The following is a 20,802-nucleotide window of genomic DNA, read 5'->3' as shown; positions in this document are numbered from 1 at the left end:
TTGCGCAGTTCAGCTACTAGCAGGGAGTTGAACTGAAGAATTTGTTTCCTTTTGATACAATTCTCCAATCCGCTAATCGTGATAACCCATACCATTACGATTTATGGTTCCTTTTTAGAACCAAACATAAAATTCAAAGTTTAAATAACATTAAAAATCAATGGAATGAATGGCTAATTACAGGGACGCCAGCTCGGTGATTACCAGAGTCATCCGATGAAGTCCTAAGAGCCCGCACGGCGCAAGCCCTGCGGGCTTTTTTGTGTCTGTCGTTGTCCGAGGGCAACCAGCTTAATCCAGAGAAATTGATGCAGCTCTCGCGTTTAGGAAAAGGGCTCGTCGTGCCCTCGATTGCAATTTCTGTTTACGAAATTTATACCACTGAGAATAAGATCTCAGAATCGGGGCGGCAAATAGCGCTAAACGCCGCAGGCTGCGTAATGGCGGGATTGATGTGTGGGCCAGATGCACCTGTTTGTGTACTTATTGGTGGTTTTGTCAGCGGTGCTCTTGCAGTATGGGAGATGGGGAGTGTGTGGAATTGATTATGCAACAGGTTAATTCAATATCTCTGGTAAAGGTTCAGGAAGCGACAGATGTATCCCAGGCGCAGTCTAACGTCGTGATCAATGGCAATAGCACAGACATTATTGTAACAGGGCAAATACTGGAAGCAGCTGTTCAGGTTAATGATCATCGCTATATCTTTTTTTAACGGATGACATTATTTTCGAGGAGTCACTGACAATTGCTCTTATCGATGTTAAGGATGGCGTTAAAGAAATCGTCCGTTTGGGTAACGAGTATTCGATGGGGAGTTTTGAAGTATTATCCGTTACAGTAGATAGTATCAATTTCAGATTCATTGGTAATTTTCTCTGGACAGTCAACACCGTCGACTCCCCGCGCTTAAGGCTTCCTTTTGGTTCAGACCCCAAGGTGTAAAACGAGAGGCTGGCCTGAAAAAATACATGACGATTTCAGCCACTCCTGCGCCAGAGAAAGTTCGTTGATGCGACTTTCTGCCAAGCGCAACGTCAGTACGTTAACATTGTAAAGGCAACGACAAGACCTCTTATTATGTAGCTCGTAAAGCTACATTCTGCACGCGTCCATTCACACACTTTATTTATCCAGGCATAAGTCTGGAAAAACTCAGTAAATCAACATCCTTAACAGAATCTATAGTTCCGGAATTACGCCACCCGCGTATACTGCATTCACGCCACCGAAAAACACCTGAACGCAAAAGGATTTGCACCCATGACAGCATCCTCAAACCGCATCGCAAGCCAGGCTATCGTGGCTCTCACGTTTTTGCTCAGCGGCTGCGTTTACCATGATTATCCCTCCCCTCGTATTGAGGGCACATTGAATAACGCAGGAAAACCGCTGCCCCGGGTAACCGTTTCGTTAGTGGAGTTCGACCGACACATTGCCACGACACAAACGGATAATAATGGGTATTTTTCTTTCGTACCGCAGGGAGACTGGCATGTTTTTATACCCGTCGGACCGCAAGATCGCCTGAGTAGCTGGACACTGACAACAATCGACCATCTGGGACAAAAACGCGATATTTACACCTCCCAACGGTTTGGCGGGCCTTTTTCAGGCTATTCCAGGAGCGACAGCGTGAAACTGTTCTGCGAACTCTCCCCAACAAGCGGCGAGAGTCAAAATATATTTTGCGAAGCTCAGTGAGTTAATTAACTTTACTCATGGCCAAAAGCCACCAGTAATAGGGATATGCACGCCCCTGGTACACGGCATTCAACCTGAAAGTAATTAATTCCTCTGCGTAACTAAATACGCTTCACGGTATAACGCCAAAATAACATTACAGTTTTTTCCTAAAGCCACGCCGCTTCGTCTGTGCCATGCTGAATCACGCTCATAACCGATAACGTTAAATGAGGATATTATGAAAAAAACAATTATCGCATTATCTGCCGTTCTGCTGGCTTCCCCAGTATTTGCTGCGACCACACATGCAACTGACGATACCGTCGCTGCGGCGAAGGCAAACGCCAACGACGCGAAGCAAAAACTGCACGAAGAGCAGAATAAAGGCGAAGAGCTGAAGCTGAAACAGAAGCATGCTGCAGAGGGTAAAACCGAAAACTTAGGCAGCAAGGTCAGCGAAGATTCCCAGAAAGCCTGGCATAAAACCAAAGAAGGTACCGAAAAAGGGTGGGATGCCACCAAAGAAGGTGCTGAGAAAGGCTGGAATAAAACCAAAGAAGGTGCCAGCGAGCTGGAAAAGAAAGTCACTGAGTAATCCCTTCGAAAGGCCGCAGACGCGGCCTTTTTTATTCCCTCCTGCCCTGCTTCCTGCAGACTAAACTTGTCTCAGGGGGACTCCATCATGAACAGCGAACACACCGCACCTGAAACCCAGGGCGTTACCGTTGAATTACTCTCCGTCGTCGATCTGGGTCCGGAAATAGCGGGCATGGCCGGGCGCCAGCTTCGCATGCGCAGGGTCACTCTCGCTCCTGGCGCGGTCTTTGGTCCGGTGCATAATCATATCGACAGACCCGGCACCGTATTTATCCTTGAAGGTACCATCACCGATCATCGTCACGGTATTGCGACTGATTACGGTCCCGGTGTCGGCTGGCCGGAAGATCACAACACGGTCCACTGGCTGGAAAACCGGGGTCCGGTAACCGCCGTCGAGATCTCGGTGGATATTATTAAGACGTCCTGACGCCTAAAAGCCGAATAGATCCCCGGGGTTGCGCGTTAACGCCTTGCCACCCCTAAAGAGATCCTGAGATGCTGCGACGCCTGGTTATTCTGTTCGTGTTGCTCTGTCCGCTGGCGCAGGCCGCCCCGCAGAGCTATACCATTGATACTGAAAACACCGCCATTCGGTTATCCTGGCACGCCTTCGGGGGGATCCTCTCCTGGGCCAGATTCAGTGGCGTCACGGGTTCCGTAACGCTTAACCCGGATAAGGATATCGATGACCATATTCATGTCACCCTTCCCGTGGCTACCCTGGTTGCCTCAAACAGCCTGCTCACCTGGCAACTGAAAAGCGACATGTTTTTTGAATCTGAACGTTATCCTGTTATCGAATTTATCAGCTCACGCGTGGTCGCTCAGGGTTCAGGAACGTTCAGGGTGTTCGGAACATTGATCGTACGCGACATTGCCCGCCCGGTCATTCTGGACGCCGTCGTGAAAGATCCGCACGCGCCGGTCCTCACGCTGGATGCGACGACGACCATTTCGCGCGCGGCCTACGGCATGGATAAATTTGCGCTGGTCGTTGATGACAGGATTGCCATCACCATTGCGATTCAGGCTAACGGCATCCCGTCATCCTGAAATCAGGCTTTGCAGCTGCTCTGCACTGCCCCGCAACTGTGGGAGCGGGTTGCGGCCGATCAACACAAACTGATATCCCGCTTTCTGCCACCACACCAGGTTCATGTCGTGCCGCTGTTCCTGTTGAGCGGCTGTCGTTGTCTGCTCTGTCGGGGAGATACACAGCGCCATTGGGCCGTAGTCGGCATTTATCCAGGCTATTTGCGCGATAGAGGTGGTTTCATAGCGCAGCATGCGGACCATTTTAAGCTCTGCTCCATGGAGGATAAGCTGTGACGCCTGAAGTTGCAGGCCGATATCCTGCGCTGCCCGTTCCAGCCCACGCTGCAGAACATGCGGCGCGCTGTCCATATCCAGCAATGTCTCGACGCTGTAAAGCGACATGTATTGCGCTTCGAGGTCACGAATATGGGCGTTTTCATCAGAAGGTGCGAAAGCGGGTCGCAACCCATATCCCACGCCGGAACCGACCACCAGGAAACTGACCGACGCGGCAATGAGTGCGCGCCGGCTTACGCCAGCCGGGGTAGCGGGCTTCGGATCGGGCAGTTCCGCCAGCCGGGCCTGCATCTTCTCCAGAGGAGCATCATCCAGCATAGCGGCAAACGCGCCGGGGTAATCCGCATTGCTTTTCATTAACTCGGCGGTCCGCCCGGAGAGGCGCTCGTCACGTCTCAACTCTTCTTCAAATTTTTGCGCGTCGGCATGACACATCTCGCCATCTATCCATGCCACGATAGCCTCATCGTTATAGGGCGCTGTAAAACGGTGCGCGTTCAAGAGCGTTTCTCCTTAACCGGGGGCAAGGCATCGGCAGACGCTGCCAGCGTTGCCCGTGCCGTCGCCAGTCGGCTCATTACGGTACCGATCGGCACCGCCAGGGTGTTCGCGGCTTCCTGATAGGTAAAGCCTTCGACATACACCAAAAAAACCGTGTTGCGCTGGGCTTCCGGGAGCGCGTTGACGCGCTGCATCACCTTCAGGTAATGCAGGTGCGTCTCATCCTGTTCACGGGTATCCGGCGCCAGAAGCTCGTCGCTGGCGACAAACCCCTGCCCCTGACGAACATGGCGTGCCCGAAGCTCAGAGATCCAGATGGAGTGCAATATCGCAAACAGCCACCTGTCGATACGCGTACCGGGCATGTACTGACTGCTTTTTTCAAGCGCGCGGACGCAGGTGGACTGAACCAGCTCTTCGGCGACATCCCTGTTTCGCGACAACACCAGCCCATAACGCCAGAGACGTGAGAGGTGTGCGGCTAACTGTTGGCGAACCTCACGGGTAGCGATGTGTTTTCCCTCCACGAGAAAATCAGGATTCCGGATGTCCGTTAATGGCAGCCTGCAGGTCACGGTACTCTTCACAGGACTGGCCGCAAATACCGGCAATCACTTTCAGTTGCTCTTTGGCCAGATCCGGCCGTCCCTTGACCATCCACGCCTCGCCCAGGTATTCACGGGCTTTGGCATAATCCGGGGCGATAGCCAGCGCACGCTGGTAGTAACCGATACCTTCATCCGTACGACCCAGTTTGCGGGTGGCATACCCGCGATAGTTCCATGCTTCAGCCGTGTTGTTATTTTTTAGCGAATCAAGAAGGTTCAGCGCCGCCTGGTACTCGCCTTTTTTAGCAAGGTGATAGGCATAGTTGGTTTTGTCCTGATCGCTAAGGCTGCTGCTCTTATCGGGCACACATTTCTGAGTTGCACTGTCATACACCTGTCCGGACGGACAGTCGGGTGTTTTACTCTCGGTACTATTATCGCCCATCGCCAGCGCGAGAGGAGACAACAGGGAAAAAATCAGCACCGGGATCAAACGCACAGAGGTCGTGTTCATAAAAGGCTCCAGGGTGAAATGGGAATGACGTCAGTAAACGCGTGAGCGATGCATTTTATTCATTCCCGGGCCCCTCTTTTTTTCTCAGAATCATGTTGACGTCGTATCCCCATTAAATGTTGACCGGGATATTTTATCTTTACTCCCTGTTAGTTATTATTTTTCTCTCAGTAGCAGAATCCCGGCACCGCACAAGAATATATTTTTAATTAATTACTAACATAATATATGTTATATCAAAAACGTTACCCTAACTTAAACGCACATTAAGCCGGCATAAACAATAGCGTTTAACGCCATCCTAAAAAAAGTCCCCTGCTAAATATTTATTCATGGCAAATGATAAAACACCGCATTTTACAAACAAATAAAAAAACAATAAATACAACATGTTATATTTTTAAAATTATAATAGCCAGCTATGAATTAATGCCCCCTTCAACGCTTCATACAGTGTTTACAGATGCTTAATTTGCACATTCAGACTTTTCTGGCTATATCATTTTTATATCGTCAAAACCAATACCTCTATTAATTACAGGGTTTTATACAACACAAAAATACAAATAAACGACATTCTCTCTCATGAGTAATTAGATTCGCTCTGATGTTGCCACTCTGGATTATGGCGGGCATCGTTCGCTCTAAAAAAATAACGGTGAGTGCTGCGTAAATAACAGCAACTCCGCCGGGGGCGTGCTTTACCTTCCGCAGAGATGGCGCATCTTGCACGCCGTTCACGACAACTCTGCTGGAGTAATACCTAAATGAGCCAAATCTCTGTTATATCGAAACTTACTGGCGTGGAAACTACCACGGAAGGCACACAGGTTACGCTGAGCCATTCCTCTATCGTTGAGCTTCATGTAGAGCGAGCCGATGTCTCCCACTTCGCCCGCAGTGGTAACGATCTGGTGGTCACGCTGCACTCTGGCGAGGTCATTACCCTGAAGAATTTCTACGTCACCGACGCGGAGGGGGTGAGTCAGCTGGTCCTGGAAGAGAGTGACGGTGCGCTGTGGTGGATTGAAGATCCTACCGGGGCTGCTACCTACGAATCTATCGCCTCCACGGACGTATTACTGGCGGCCTCAGGCGGTGATACCGGTGGCGCAGCCATCTGGCCATGGGTACTCGGTGGTCTTGCTGTCGCAGGCGGGATCGCTGTCGCGGCAAGCAGCGGCGGCGGAGGGGGTGGCGACGATGATGATGACAATACGAACCCCGGCACGCCGGGCAATCCTTCCGATCCGGATACCACACCGCCAAATGCGCCTTCCAACCTTCACTTCTCCTCAGATGGTAAAACTGTCACAGGTACTGCTGAACCCGGCAGTACGATTACGCTGAAAGACGCGGACGGCAATCTGGTCGGCACGGGTAAAACCGGTAGCGACGGCAAATTCACCATTGTTCTGGGCACGCCGCTGACGAATGGCGAGCAACTTACCGCCACAGCAACCGACTCATCAGGCAATACCAGCCAGGCCGGGCATGTTACAGCACCGGATACCACCGCACCCGATGCGCCCGATATCGTAATAGTGAATGACGACGTTGGCGGAGAAACCGGACCGCTGACTAACGGTCAGCGTACCGATGATGCCCGCCCCACCTTCAGCGGCATCGGCGAAGCAGGCAGTACCGTCACCCTGTACGATAATGGTCAGCCGATTGGCACGACCAAGGTTGATGCCAGCGGAAACTGGACCTTTACCCCGGGTACAAATCTCGCTAACGGAAGCCATTCCATTACCACCACCGCGACCGACGCGGCAGGTAACACCAGCCCAGCCTCCGGCGCCGTGACCTTTGTGGTGGATACCGTCGCCCCCACAGCGCCGGCCATCACGCTCGTGTCAGACGATACCAATCCTGTCACCGGCTCGGTCAGTAACGGTGGTAGCACCAACGATCAGCGACCACAGCTTACCGGCACCGCGGAAGCCGGATCTACGGTCACCATTTATGATGGCGGGATCGCGATTGGCACCGCTGTCGTTGCCAGCAACGGCACCTGGACGTTTACCCCTTCGATCAATCTCAGCGAAAGCACGCATCAGCTCACCGTCCGGGCAACCGACGCCGCCGGTAACACCGGACCGGCTTCCCCGGTGTTCACCGTTACCGTCGATCTCACCGCACCAACTGCGCCAACCGCCATCGTGCTGAACGATGAAACGGGTGCCATCAAAGGCGCAATTACCTCTGGCCTGTTCACTGATGCCGCTAAACCTGTTCTTGCAGGGAGAGGAGAGCCCGGTGGGGCAATTACGATTTTTGATAACGGCGTGCCCATTGCGACCGTTAAAGTTCAGCCCAACGGCACCTGGAGCATCACACCGGACAAACCGCTTTCGGAGGGGGCTCACTCTATAACGGTGCAGGTCACCGACGCTGCCGGGAACCAGAGTGGGTTGTCGCAGCCAATCAACTTCATTGTCGATACCACGCCGCCGGAAACGCCCGACATCACGCTTAATCCGGCAGGCACGCAGATTACCGGCACTGCCGAGCCAAACAGCAGCATTGTCATCACCAGCAGCGACGGCACCATAATTGGCCGGACGACAACGGACGGTAACGGCAACTTCGTTGCCACGTTAACGCCGGCGCAAACTAACGGCCAGCAGATCTCCGTGGTGGCGTCTGATGCTGCAGGTAACCAGAGCACACCTGCGACCGTCACGGCTACGGACACAACCCCTCCTGTCGCCCCCGGCAACCTTCAGGTGGCAGAAAACGGCCAGAGCGTCAGCGGCACGGCGGAGCCAGGCAGCACCGTCACCATTAAAGATCCTAACGGCGCGGTCATCGGTGAAACCACCGCCAACAGCGATGGCAACTTTACGGCGGTTATTAGTCCTGCACAGACCAACGGTGAAGTGCTGACGGTCGTGGCAACCGACGGCAGCGGTAACGCCAGCCTGCCCGCTACAGCCGATGCACCAGATACCACGGCGCCACTGGCTCCGGATAACGTTGTTGTCTCAGATGACGGTACCAAAGTGACAGGTACCGCAGAGCCGGGCAGCACCGTGACCATCCGTGAAAATGGCGTCACGGTTGGCGAGGCGAAAGCCAATGACGACGGCAGCTTCACCGTCACGCTGACCCCACCAAAAGCCAACGGTGAAACCCTGACCGCAGATGCCACCGATCCCGCCGGCAATACCGGGCCAACAACCCCTGCCATTGCGCCGGATATTACCGCCGCGCAAACGCCGGTTATCGTTTCAGTGGACGACGATGCCTCTGCCACTACGGGCCCTGTCGCCCAGAACGGGCTCACTAATGACCGGACACCAACCATAAACGGAACGGGCGAGCCTGGCACAACCATCACGCTCTCCAGCGGCGGCACGGTCATCGGCACGGTACTCGTTCCGGCATCTGGCGTATGGAGCATCACGCCATCCTCACCGCTTGCTGATGGCGGCCACGTGCTGACGGCAACGGCAGTTGACGCCGCCGGTAACCCAAGCGGGCCATCAAATGCCTGGAGTATCACTGTCGACGGTACCGCACCCGAAGTACCGGTAATTTCGCAAGTGGTGGACGATGTTCAGGGAAGCACAGGTGCGCTCACCGCAGGTGCCATTACGAACGATCCAACCCCGACACTCAACGGCACTGCAGAACCGGGCTCAACGGTCACCATTCGTCTGGACGGTGTTGATATCGGCACCGCGCTGGTCGGTAGCGGCGGCGCGTGGACATTTACGCCAGGCACACCGATTGGTAACGGTGAGCATACCCTGACCGCCGTCACCACCGACGCGGCAGGTAACATCAGCCTGCCGTCAGGCGGCTTCACCTTTACGGTCGATATCACCCCGCCACCGGCGGCGACCATCACAACCGTAACCGATGACGTCGGTGACGTTCAGGGCCCGCTCACCAGCGGCGACACCACGGATGACACGCAACCGTTGCTGCAGGGTAGCGCGCCGGCAGGTACGGTTATTACGCTTTATGATGGCAATACCCTGCTCGGTACCGCCACACTCGACGGTACCGGCGGCTGGAGCTTCACCCCTACCACCCCGCTCACCAACGGCTCGCACTCTCTGACAGTTCATGCGACCGATACCGCCGGGAATACGACCGTCTCCAGCCCGTTTGTGCTGGTGGTCGATACCGTGGCACCCGCCACGCCGGAGACGCCAGAGATCACCGTGAACCCTGACGGCGGCACAACAGAAACCCCGCTGAACCCGGGAGAGACCACCCGCGATACCACGCCGACGCTGAGCGGCACCGGCAATCCGGGCGATACCGTGACTATCTACAACGGCACCGACAAAATTGGTGACGCCGAGGTGGACAGCAACGGTAACTGGACATGGACACCGGATACCCCACTGGCCAACGGTACCTACGACATCACCCTGACCGTCACCAACAAGGACGGCGCGGGCAACGAAAGCGCCCCGTCCCAGCCGGTGACCATCACCATTGACACCGACCCGCCAGCTACGCCAGCAGCACCGGTGATTACGGACAGCGTCAGCCAGATAACCGGACCGGTTGCCGACGGGGAAACCACGAACGATCCGCGTCCGGTCCTGAGCGGCACCGGCACAGCGAACGATGTGGTTATTATTTATGACAGCATTAATGGTCAGCCTGCTACCGAAGTGGGTCGCGTCACCGTAGACAGCAACGGCAACTGGAGCTGGCGCCCTGACGCCAGCATTGATGAGGGAAGCCACGAATTTACCGCCACCGCCACCGACGAAGCCGGTAACGTTTCGGCGGCGTCACCGGGGATCACTATTACCGTTGATACCGTGGCACCTGATACGCCTGTCATTAGCGCCGTTGGCGGTAAGCCAGACGGTGGTGTTACCACGGATACTACCCCCGGTGTGGGCGGTACCGGCCCTGCGGGCGAAACGGTCATCGTTTATAACAATGGCGTTGAACTAGGACGCGTCGAAATCGGCAGCAATGGCGAGTGGTCTCTCGATCTTCCGACCCAGACTGATGGCCCACTCAACATCACCGTTGCGGCAGTCGATGCTGCGGGTAACGTCAGCGGCCTCAGCCCGGTCTTCACCGTCACCGTTGATACCACTGCGCCAGAAATCCCGCTGATTAACGCGGTGTCTGACAGCCAGCCCACAAGCAATGTGCTTTATACCCGTGACGGCACGCCGACCCTCACGGGCACCGGCGAACCGGGTACCACCGTTATCGTCTCCGTAGACGGTACAGCATCCACAGTGCCGGTAACGGTACAATCGGACGGCAACTGGAGCTGGACCGCCGACAGCACGCTGACGGAAGGCCCGCATACCTTCACCGTCTCCGCGGTCGATCCGGCTGGCAATACGTCCGGTAGCTCTGCACCGCTTAGCGTTAACGTCGATACTCTGGATCCGGCTGCTCCCGCGGTTACTGGCATAGCCGCTCAAGGTACTCCATTGACCGGCACCGCCGAAGCGGGGGCTACCATCACTGTAACCGATAACAATGGTAATGTTCTCGGTACAGGCGTAGCCACCGGTGGCACCTTCTCCATCGCGCTCAGCCCAGCCCAAACGGATGGCGCTGTGCTGACGGTGACCGCGACCGATGCCGCGGGCAACCTCAGTCCTGAGGCATCCTACACCGTCACCGGTACGCTGCCGAATCTTCCGGATGTGCCCATCATTACGGCGATTAACGATGATGAAACGCCTGTCACCGGCGACGTGAAAGACAAAACCACCAACGACATTACCCCGACACTCGTGGGTACGGCCGAAGCGGGCAGCATTATCACCATCTACCAGGACGGCATCGCGGTTCCGCTGATCAACGTGATTGCTGATGCGGACGGTAACTGGAGCTATACCCCACTGATTGCGCTGGGTGAAGGGCTGCACACCTTTGAAGTGACCGCGACGGTCGGGCTCTCGACCAGCGGCCGCTCGCCGGTTGCAACCGTCACCGTTGACCTCACCGCACCGGACACGCCAACCATTGGCTCAGTGATTGATGATGTCGGCCCTGGCACTGGTCAACTCACCAACGGGCAGACCACCAACGACAACCAGCCTACCCTTACCGGCTCCGGCACGGTGGGCGATATCATCTCCGTTTACAGCAACGGAACCCTGCTGGGTACCGCAGAGGTCGGCAATACGGGGACCTGGGTCTTCACACCGCCTGCGCTGGCGGAGGGCAATAACGTTCTGACCATCCGCGAGACCGATCCCGCGGGCAATGAAAGTGGTCTGTCGACAGGCTTCACCATCGTCGTTGATACGGTTTCCACCACGCCGGTGATCACTAACGTAACGGATAATGTCGGTAACGCCGCCACCACGGTAGTCAGCGGTGACCCTACCAACGACGCCACGCCAACCCTTTCGGGGACGGCGGAAGCGAACAGCGTGGTGAAAATTTTCGACGGCGGTACCCAGATTGCCGTGGTCACAGCTGACGGCACCGGTGCCTGGACGTTCACCCCTGACACCGCGCTCGGTGAAGGGCCCCACGCCTTCACCGTTACCGCCACCGACCCACAGGGCAACGTCAGCCAGGTATCTAACGGCTGGAACGTCGTGGTTGACCTGACGGCGCCAACGGTTCCAACGCTGGATACGGTTAACGACAATGCCCCTGGCGGCGTGACCGGCAACCTCACCAGCGGGCAAGTCACCAACGACACCACCCCGACGATCGGCGGCACCGGACAACCGGGCAGTACAATCCATATCATGAATAACGGTACGCAAATTGGCCTTGCGACCGTCGACGGAAGTGGTAACTGGACCTTTACCCCGAGCACGCCGCTGGGCGACGGCAACTATCTCCTTCGCGCCTACGCCACCGATGCGACAGGCAATGCGTCAGCAAACTCGTCGGTCTTTGCCTTTACCGTGGATGCAACAGGTCCTGCTGCGCCACTGGTCAGCAGTGTGATTGACGACGTCGGCCCGGTCACCGGTACGCTCACTACCGGCAACAGCACCAACGACGCGCGTCCGACCTTCAACGGTACGGGCGAAGTGGGTGCCACAGTGCATATCATTGTGGATGGCAACGAGATTGGCACCGCGGTGGTTAATGCCCAGGGGAACTGGACCTACACGCCTGACACCGCCCTGAGTGACGGGCCTCATGCCATCACCTTCAATGCCACCGATGCGGCTGGCAACACCGGCAGCACGACGGCACCGTTTAACCTGACAGTGGATACGGCACCACCGGCGGCACCGGCCATCACGACCGCGGGAGACAACGCAGGCAGCGTACAGACGCCGCTGACTTCCGGGCAAAGTACCGACGACACCACGCCAACGTTGACGGGCACCGCGGCAGCCAACGCCACGGTGACCATCTATGAGAACGGACAGCCGGTCGGCACCGCGCTGGCGGATGGCACCGGAGCATGGAGCTTTACGCCGTCATCAGCGCTGAGCAATGGCAGCCATACCTGGACCGCGACCGCGACCGACGCGGCGGGGAACGTCAGCCCGGCGTCGCCTGGCTTTACGCTGGTTGTTGATACCAGTGCCCCTAATGCGCCGGTTATCAGCCAGGCCGTTGACGATGTGGGCAGCATCACCGGCCCGCTCAGTTCAGGACAGACGACCGACGACACCGTGCCACGGCTTGTCGGGACCAGTGAGCCGTTTGCGACTGTGAATATCTACGAAGGCACAACGCTTGTCGGAACGGGCACCGCGGATGCCAGTGGCAACTGGAGTATCTTGCTCACGACCACCTTAGCCACGGGCGCGCATAGCTTCACCGCGCAGGCCACGGATGCAGCGGGTAATATCAGCGTTTCGTCAGCGGCCTTTAGCCTGACTATCGACACGACGCCACCAGCCCTGCCGGTGCTGAGCAGCATTGTGGATGATGTGGGCAATGCGGCTACGCCGATTGCCAATGGCGGATTGACTAACGACGCGCAGCCTACCCTCACGGGTACGGCGGAAGCGGGCGCCACGGTGAAAATTTTCGATAACGGCGTCCAGATTGGTAGCGCGGTCGCGACCGGCGGGGCATGGAGCTTTACCCCTTCTCCGGCGCTGAGCAACGGGTCACACAGCCTGACCTTTACCGCCACCGATGCCGCGGGCAATACCAGCGCCCCGACCACCGCCTATGTGATCAACGTGGATGCCGCCGCGCCAGCTGCGCCGGTCATCAGTGCGGTTGTCGATGATGTCGGCAGCATCACCGGACCGGTAACCGGCAATAACCCGACCAATGACGCGCGTCCAGCGCTGAACGGGACCGCCGAAGCCAACGCGACGGTGCGCATCTATGACGGCACGACGCTTGTCGGCACGGTCACCGCCGATGCGAACGGCAACTGGACGCTACCGCAAACCACCACCACACTGACGGAAGGCACGCATAACTTCACCGCCACCGCCACCGATGCCGCGGGCAACACCAGTACGCCATCGGCCACCACCACCATTACCGTGGATCTGACTGCACCGAACGTGCCGGCAAGCCTTGCCGTGATCACCAACGGTACACACGTCACCGGAACCGCCGAAGCGGGTAGCACCGTTACCATCACCACCAGTACCGGAACAGTGCTCGGTACCGCGACGGCTGACGGCAGCGGAAACTTTAACGCGACAATCACGCCGGCCCAAACCAACGGTGAATCACTGCTGGTCTATGCCACCGATAAGGCGGGTAACGCCGGTGTCAGCACGTCGGTGATTGCCCCTGCAACGCCGGTGCCGAACGCACCGCTTATCACCACCATTAACGATAACGTCGGCACCGTCACCGGTAACCTGACCAACGGTAAAACCACTGACGACACCACGCCAACCCTGAGTGGTACGGCCCTGCCAGGCACCACCGTCACGCTGTATAACAACGGCGTGTCAATGGGAACGGCAGTGGCAGATAGTTCAGGCAACTGGACCTTCACCACCCCGGCGTTAAGCGAAGGCTCTCACGCCTTTACCGCCACGGCGACGAACAGTTCGGGCACCAGCCCGGTCTCTTCCGCCACCAGCGTGATTGTCGATCTGACGGCACCAACGGCCCCAACCGGAACCTTTAACGCTGACGGTAGCGTATTGACCGGTAACGCGGAGGCAGGCAGCACCGTCTCTATCCGTCTTGGCGATGGCAGCACGGTGACCACAATCGCGGGCAGCAACGGCACCTACAGCTATACCTTCCTCAATAAACAGACGGAAGGTCAGACGCTGCAGATCACCGCCACCGATGCCGCAGGTAATACGTCGCAGCCAGGCTCAGCCCTCGCACCGGTCGTCCCGCTCTCCGCCAGCAATAACGTCGAAGAGCTGGATATCAGCACCACGGCCACCGTCACCAACAGCCAGTACAGTGATTATGGCTTCCTGCTGGTGGGTGCCGTAGGCAACGTTCTCACGTTGCTGGGTAATGATACTGCCCAGGTGGACTTCACGGTGGGCAGCGGCGGCAATGCGGATATTGTGGTGAACGCCAATGCCACGGGTGCGGTGCTCTCCCTGCTCAATACCCTTGAGCTGGTGGTACAGCGCTGGGACAGCGTCAACGGTACCTGGACTACCGTGGTGGATACCGGACAACCCCAGTTTGCCGATCTGCTGACCCTCGGGGCTACCGGCGTATCGCTGAACCTGACCGGGCTGGCGAACGGCGACTACCGGGTGCTGAGCTATAACACTAACCTGCTGGCGACCGGCTCCTACACCAGCCTCGATGTGGCGGTGAAAGAAACCAGCGCCGGTACCGTGACGGGCGACACCAGCCTGAACGGTAACGTAATTCTCGACGCCGACCCGACCGCGGGCAGCGACAACGCCCCGGCAGGCACTACTGTCTCTGCTGTCACCAACGCACTGGGTGTCACCACCAGCGTGAATGCCGACGGCACGGTTGTTCAGGGCCAGTACGGTACGCTGACCATTAACCGCGATGGCAGCTACACCTACAACCTGACCGACACCAGCGCCTCGGTCGTAGGCCGGACAGAGAGCTTCACCTACACCATCACCCATAACGGCGTCAGCGCGTCGGCGAACCTGGTACTGTCGCTGGGTGCCGGTACTACCGCTAACGGTATTGTGGCGGTGGATGACACGGCCTCGCTGACCTTTGACACCTCGGTCCATGAAATCAATAACGGCACCTCGTCGCAGGGCGGCTTTACCGTGGTGGGGATCAATCTCGGCAACACGCTGGGGCTGAACCTGCTGGACGATCTGAGCAATCCGATCATCTATAACGTGGAGGAAGGTACCACCCGCACCATGACCATTCAGGCTTCCGTGGGCGGTGTGGCGCTGGCGTCGGTATTCGACCTGTATGTCTACAAGTTCAATAACGCGACGCAGACCTTCGAGCAGATGCGCGTCGAACCGGGCTGGCTGCGTGCGCCGTTGCTGGGCGGTACCTCGTCTCAGCTGACGCTGAACCTGCCTGCCGGGGAGTACCTCTTCCTGCTGAATACGGCTGCAGGGATCACCGCCCTGACCGCCTACACGCTGAACGTGCTGGAAGATCATGTCTACAGCGTGTCGAGCGTGGGCGAGACCACCACCGGAGATGTGCTGGATAACGATGTCGCAACCGGCGCGGTGGTATCAGAAGTGAACGGCGTGGCGGTGAACAGCAGCGGCCTGACCGACATCCAGGGGGAATACGGCACGCTGAGCATCAATGCGTCCGGACAGTACACCTACACCCTGAAAGCCGGTGTGGGTGCTGACGCGATCAGTACGCCGGATACGTTTGTCTATACCATCACCGGACCAAACGGGGCGAAGGATACGGCATCGCTCAACATCACCCCAACCGCGCGGGCGATGGATGCGGTCAACGATGTCAGTACCGCGATGGACGTCACCTCGGTACATCACACGACGACCTACTCGGATACCACCGTCGGGACGGCCAGCTGGACAACCGCGCTGCTGTCATCAACCCAGGGCAGCGGGAGTGGAACCTTCGTGGTGGATCCGAACACCGCGCTGCATAACGTGTCGCTGCACTTTAACGTGGCATCGCTGCTGGCATTGGGCGGCCTGACGGTGAACTGGTCAATCAGTGACGGTTCGAATGTTGTTCGCAGCGGCTCCTTCAGCGGCGGTTCGCTGTTGGGTGGCAATATCGACATCGCGCTCTCCGGGCTGGACCTGAATGCCGGAACCTATACGCTGAGCTATACCGGTAGTGTACCGGGGCTCAGCGTGGGGAACATTACCATTACCCCAAGCGTGAACGGCACCACCTACTCGCTGACCCAGTTCGACTCTACCAGCGGCCACACCGTTGACGGCAACATCTTCGATGGCACCGACTCTGCCGGGGCGATGGATCAGTTGCACTCAGTGGATACCCGCCTCAGCGTGACCGGCTACAACGGCGTGACCACCACGCTGGATCCGTACACCGGCAGCGCAACGGTCAACGTCGTCGGCCATTACGGCACGCTGGCAATTGCTGCGGACGGCCACTACACCTACACCCTCAACACCGGGGTGTCGCTCTCAACCATCACCTCGAAGGAGACCTTCAACTACACCCTGACAGATGCCGACGGGAAAACAGACAGTGCCACGCTGACCATCAATATGGCGCCGCAGTTCATCAGCTCGGAACATAACGACGTCATTACCGGCACCGCCTACGGCGACACCCTGATTTACCAGGTGCTGAACGCCACCGCAGGCAACGCCACCGCGGGCAACGTCAGCAGCACTGCCGGCGATCACTGGACCAACTTCTCGCTCACGCAGGGGGACAAAATCGATATCGGCGATCTGCTGGTGGGCTGGAACGGGAGCAGCTCAACGCTCGGTAATTATCTGCATGTTACTAATAGTAATGGCAATACCGTGATCTCCATCGACCGTGATGGTTCAGGGAGCACCTACACTAATACGACGCTCGTGACGCTGGATAACGTCCAGACCACCTACGACGAGTTAGTGAACCAGCAACACATCGTTACCTGATAGCACCTGCACAAATGACCCGGGCGCACAGCGCCCGGGCATAAACAATAAAGCAGTACATTTTTATTAGGGATAAGACATGGGAATGAAGATGCCTTACTGGTGGCTCTCGTGCTGCCTGATATCTGTGCCCGCCATCTCCGCGACGCCGGCGGCGATGATCAATACCGGACAACTCCGTGAAACGCAGGAACTCCCCTCTCTGAATGGCCGCGTGGCGCCTGTCGTCAGCAAGGCTGCCCCCGGCACGCTGCAGCTTGGCGAAGCCGTCAACCGCGCCGTCACCTGGCACCCGGCCATCAGTGAAGCCGTGGGGAAACTCTACCAACAAAGCGAAGAGGTGGATGTCGCCAAATCGAAATACTATCCGCAAATTAATGCCGGCATGGATAACGGTTATACCCACGACGGCGACGATAATGGCTTCACCCCGTCGCTGGTACTCTCCCTCTCACAAATGCTGTACGACTTTGGCAAGGTGGCAAGCCAGGTGCGTGCAGAAAGTGCCGGCGTCGCCCAGCAGCAGGCCAACGTGCTGGTCAGCATCGACACCATCGCTCACGATACCGCCATCGCGATGGTGCAGGTGCAAACCTGGCAGCAAATGGTCGACACCGCCAAAGAGCAGCTTGAGGCGCTCTCTTCGATTGGTACCCTCACCCGCCAGCGTAATGACGAAGGCGCCACCTCACTCTCTGACGTGGTGCAGACCGATGCACGTATCGAAGGCGCACGCGCCCAGCTGATGCAGTACCAGGCCAGCCTCGACAGCGCCCGTGCCACGTTGATGAGCTTCCTTGGCTGGAACACTCTCAACACGATCAGCAACGATTTTCCACAAAAGCTGGCCCGCAGCTGCGACATTGCCGAGCCGGACGATCGCCTGGTCCCGGCAGTATTAGCCGCCTGGGCGCAGGCTAACGTTGCCCAGGCCAATCTCGACTACGCCGACGCCCAGATGACACCGACCGTCTCGCTGGAGCCGGAGGTGCGCCACTACCTGAACGAACGCTATGCGGGTAACGAAACGCGGGATCGCACCCAATACTCTGCATGGGTGAAAGTGCAGATGCCGCTCTATCAGGGCGGCGGCCTCACCGCCCGGCGTAACGCCGCAGGCCACGCGGTAGAAGCCGCACAGTCCACCATTCAGCGTACCCGCCTCGAGGTACGCCAGAAGCTGCTGGAGTCGCGCAGCCAGGTATTAAGCCTGCTGAGCACGCTGCAGATTCAGGGCCGTCAGGAGGCGCTCAGCGCCCGCACCCGTGAACTCTATCAGCAGCAATATCTCGATCTGGGTTCGCGCCCGCTGCTCGATGTGCTTAATGCCGAGCAGGAGGTCTATCAGGCGCGTTTTACCCAGCAGCAGACCCTCGGACAGTTGCACCAGCTGCAGCTCAACTGCCTCTATAACACCGGGCAATTGCGTCACGCGTTCGATCTTGATAACCGCACCATCCAGACCGTGGAGATCCAGCCATGAAGCAACGCGATATCCCGCAAGGTGAGACCATGACGGATGAGGCCCTGGCGCAGTGGGCGCAGGCCTTTGGTTTTGTCGCCACGCGCTACCGCGTTGCCTGCTCCCCTGGTGCGCTGCTCGCGGGCGCGCCGTGGCTAAAAGGCAAACCGATGGTGCCTGCACTGACTCAGCTGGCCCGTGAAGCAGGGCTGTCGTTTCAGCTGCTGACGGCGGATCAGCAGGCGATCAACAGCTGGCGTCTGCCGGTCGTGGCGGCAATGAACGACGGCAGGATCGGCGTGATCGAACATTTCGATGGCGACGATACGCTGGAGGTCAGCTTTTTCGACGATCGGACCTACACCAACCGGCTTTCGATGACCGCCATGCTGCCCGCCATCCGCCACGTCATTGCCCTGCGTCCACTGGCCGCGCTGAAAGACAGCCGCGTGGATGCCTATATTTCGAAATACCGTCCGGACTGGCTTTACCGGCTGGTAATGCGCGACTTGCGCCCCTACAGCTGGGTAATGCTCGCCGCGCTGTTCATTAACGTCCTGTCCCTGTCGGGGATTGTCTTTTCCATGCAGGTGTATGACCGGGTGATCCCCGCGCAGTCCTACCCGACGCTGTATGTCCTGACCATCGGCGTGCTGATCGCCACCCTGTTTGGCTTTGTGCTGCGCGTGGCACGCGGGCACATTATGGATCTGCTGGGCAAACGCTCCGATCTGCGCGTATCGGATCGGGTCTTCGGTCACGCCCTGCGGCTGCGCAACAGCGCTATCCCTCGCTCGACCGGCAGCTTTATCTCCCAGCTACGCGAGCTGGAGCAGATCCGCGAGATGGTCACCTCCTCCACCATCTCCACAATTGTCGATCTGCCCTTCTTTTTCCTGTTTGTGGTGGTGCTGGCAATCATCGCTCCCCAACTGGCGTGGATCGCACCGGTCGCCGCAGTGATCATGGTCCTGCCCGGTCTGCTGCTGCAGAAAAAGCTGGCAGAGCTCGCGAAGCAGTCGGCGCATGAATCCACCCTGCGCAACGCCGTGCTGGTGGAGAGCGTGCAGGGGCTGGAGGACATAAAGCTGATGCAGGCGGAAAACCGCTTTTTGCAGCAGTGGAACAGCTACATCCAGATCACCGCTGAATCTGGCCTGCGCACCCGTGAACTGACCCAGAACCTGATCAGCTGGGGAATGACGATTCAGAGCCTGGTCTATGCCGGGGTGATCGTGGTCGGTGCGCCGATGGTGATCGACGGCACGCTGACGACCGGTTCGGTGGTCGCCGCCTCAATGCTGGCCTCACGCATGATCGCTCCGATGGCCACCCTGTGCGGCGTGCTGGCGCGCTGGCAGCAGGTCAAAGCGGCGAAAGAGGGACTGGACAGCATCATGCAGCTCCCCACAGAAAACCAGCGTGAGGAGACGCCGATCCGCCAGGACGTACTGCGCGGTCACTATCTTTTCGAGCAGGCGCAGTTCCGCTATCACCCGGAAGATCCGCGCATGGCCCTGCGCATTAACCGTCTGGAGATTAAGCCAGGCGAAAAAGTGGCGATCCTCGGGCGTAACGGCGCCGGAAAATCGACCCTGCTGCAGGCGATGGCGGGTGGAATGGATCTCGCCGGCGGTGAATTGCGACTCGATAACTTCAGCCTCCCGCACCTCGATGTCGCCGATGTCCGGCGTAACGTCGGCTTTATGACCCAGAACGCCCGGCTCTTTTATGGCACCCTGCGCGAAAACATCACCCTCGGCATGCCGCGCGCCACCGATGAGGAGATTTTCGAGGTGCTGGAGTTAACCGGCGCTGCGGGCTTTGTGCAGAAACTGCCGAAGGGTCTGGACTACCCGATTATGGAGAACGGCGTGGGGTTATCCGGCGGCCAGCGGCAATCCATTCTGCTGGCGCGCATGCTGCTTCGCGACCCCAATATTGTGCTGATGGATGAACCGACTGCGTCGCTCGATGAGCACACCGAGCGGGAATTTATCCAGCGTCTGAGCGCCTGGCTTGGCAACCGCACCCTGATTGTCGCCACGCATCGCGTGCCGGTGCTGGAACTGGTGGAGCGGGTCGTGGTGCTCAAAGAGGGAATGCTGGTGATGGACGCGCCGAAAGCGCAGGCGCTGAACAACAGCCGCATGCAACAACAGCAGCAGCAGGCAGCAACCGGACGGGAGTGGAAAAATGAAAATCAGTCAGCGTGAC

Annotated in this window: 11 protein-coding genes; 8 read left to right on the top strand and 3 right to left on the bottom strand. The window is 57.8% G+C overall.

The window, feature by feature from the left end; translation table 11 throughout:
• Positions 1-547: 547 nt before the first annotated feature.
• From AC2FAP_RS13400 to AC2FAP_RS13380, 5 genes are all read left to right on the top strand, one after another.
• Positions 548-715 (top strand): hypothetical protein, encoded by a 168-nt coding sequence (locus AC2FAP_RS13400; protein ID WP_416436038.1) that lies wholly within the window; start codon positions 548-550, stop codon positions 713-715.
• 548 nt (positions 716-1,263) lie between these two features.
• Positions 1,264-1,704, top strand: coding sequence for a carboxypeptidase-like regulatory domain-containing protein (locus AC2FAP_RS13395; protein WP_449541529.1), 441 nt, complete (start codon positions 1,264-1,266; stop codon positions 1,702-1,704).
• Positions 1,705-1,924: 220 nt separating this feature from the next.
• Positions 1,925-2,281 carry a hypothetical protein gene (locus tag AC2FAP_RS13390; RefSeq protein WP_014171277.1) on the top strand — a complete coding sequence of 119 codons (357 nt, stop codon included), beginning with the start codon at positions 1,925-1,927 and terminating at the stop codon, positions 2,279-2,281.
• Positions 2,282-2,368: 87 nt separating this feature from the next.
• Positions 2,369-2,713 carry a cupin domain-containing protein gene (locus AC2FAP_RS13385; RefSeq protein ID WP_032680443.1) on the top strand — a complete coding sequence of 115 codons (345 nt, stop codon included), beginning with the start codon at positions 2,369-2,371 and terminating at the stop codon, positions 2,711-2,713.
• Between the two features lie 68 nt (positions 2,714-2,781).
• Complete coding sequence (locus AC2FAP_RS13380) at positions 2,782-3,339, top strand: YceI family protein (protein ID WP_014171279.1); 558 nt, start codon at positions 2,782-2,784, stop codon at positions 3,337-3,339.
• Here the strand turns inward: AC2FAP_RS13380 and AC2FAP_RS13375 are convergent.
• The 3 genes from AC2FAP_RS13375 to AC2FAP_RS13365 are packed head-to-tail and all read right to left on the bottom strand — an operon-like array spanning position 3,331 to position 5,181.
• Positions 3,331-4,119 (bottom strand): anti-sigma factor family protein, encoded by a 789-nt coding sequence (locus tag AC2FAP_RS13375; RefSeq protein ID WP_014171280.1) that lies wholly within the window; start codon positions 4,117-4,119, stop codon positions 3,331-3,333. The genes AC2FAP_RS13380 and AC2FAP_RS13375 overlap by 9 nt on opposite strands.
• Positions 4,116-4,646 carry a sigma-70 family RNA polymerase sigma factor gene (locus AC2FAP_RS13370; protein WP_080346980.1) on the bottom strand — a complete coding sequence of 177 codons (531 nt, stop codon included), beginning with the start codon at positions 4,644-4,646 and terminating at the stop codon, positions 4,116-4,118. Before AC2FAP_RS13370 ends, AC2FAP_RS13375 begins: the two co-directional genes overlap by 4 nt.
• Before the next feature lie 7 nt (positions 4,647-4,653).
• Positions 4,654-5,181 (bottom strand): tetratricopeptide repeat protein, encoded by a 528-nt coding sequence (locus AC2FAP_RS13365; protein WP_032678808.1) that lies wholly within the window; start codon positions 5,179-5,181, stop codon positions 4,654-4,656.
• A gap of 767 nt (positions 5,182-5,948) precedes the next feature.
• Between AC2FAP_RS13365 and AC2FAP_RS13360 the strand changes: the two genes are divergently transcribed.
• The 3 genes from AC2FAP_RS13360 (at position 5,949) to AC2FAP_RS13350 (ending at position 20,801) form a co-directional block, all read left to right on the top strand.
• Positions 5,949-17,123: a BapA/Bap/LapF family large adhesin gene (locus tag AC2FAP_RS13360; RefSeq protein ID WP_449541528.1), complete on the top strand. Its 11,175-nt coding sequence runs from the start codon at positions 5,949-5,951 to the stop codon at positions 17,121-17,123.
• Between the two features lie 79 nt (positions 17,124-17,202).
• Positions 17,203-18,606, top strand: coding sequence for a TolC family outer membrane protein (locus AC2FAP_RS13355; protein ID WP_449541527.1), 1,404 nt, complete (start codon positions 17,203-17,205; stop codon positions 18,604-18,606).
• The gene (locus tag AC2FAP_RS13350) at positions 18,603-20,801 is read left to right on the top strand and encodes a type I secretion system permease/ATPase (RefSeq protein WP_068794939.1); all 2,199 of its coding nucleotides are present in this window, start codon (positions 18,603-18,605) and stop codon (positions 20,799-20,801) included. The genes AC2FAP_RS13355 and AC2FAP_RS13350 overlap by 4 nt, the downstream gene beginning before the upstream one ends.
• The last annotated feature ends 1 nt before the right edge of the window (position 20,802 follow it).

The organism is Enterobacter cloacae complex sp. 394I7 (assembly GCF_057320345.1).
Note: the sequence above shows the minus strand (reverse complement) of the source record. Positions and strands in the feature narration are given on the sequence as shown.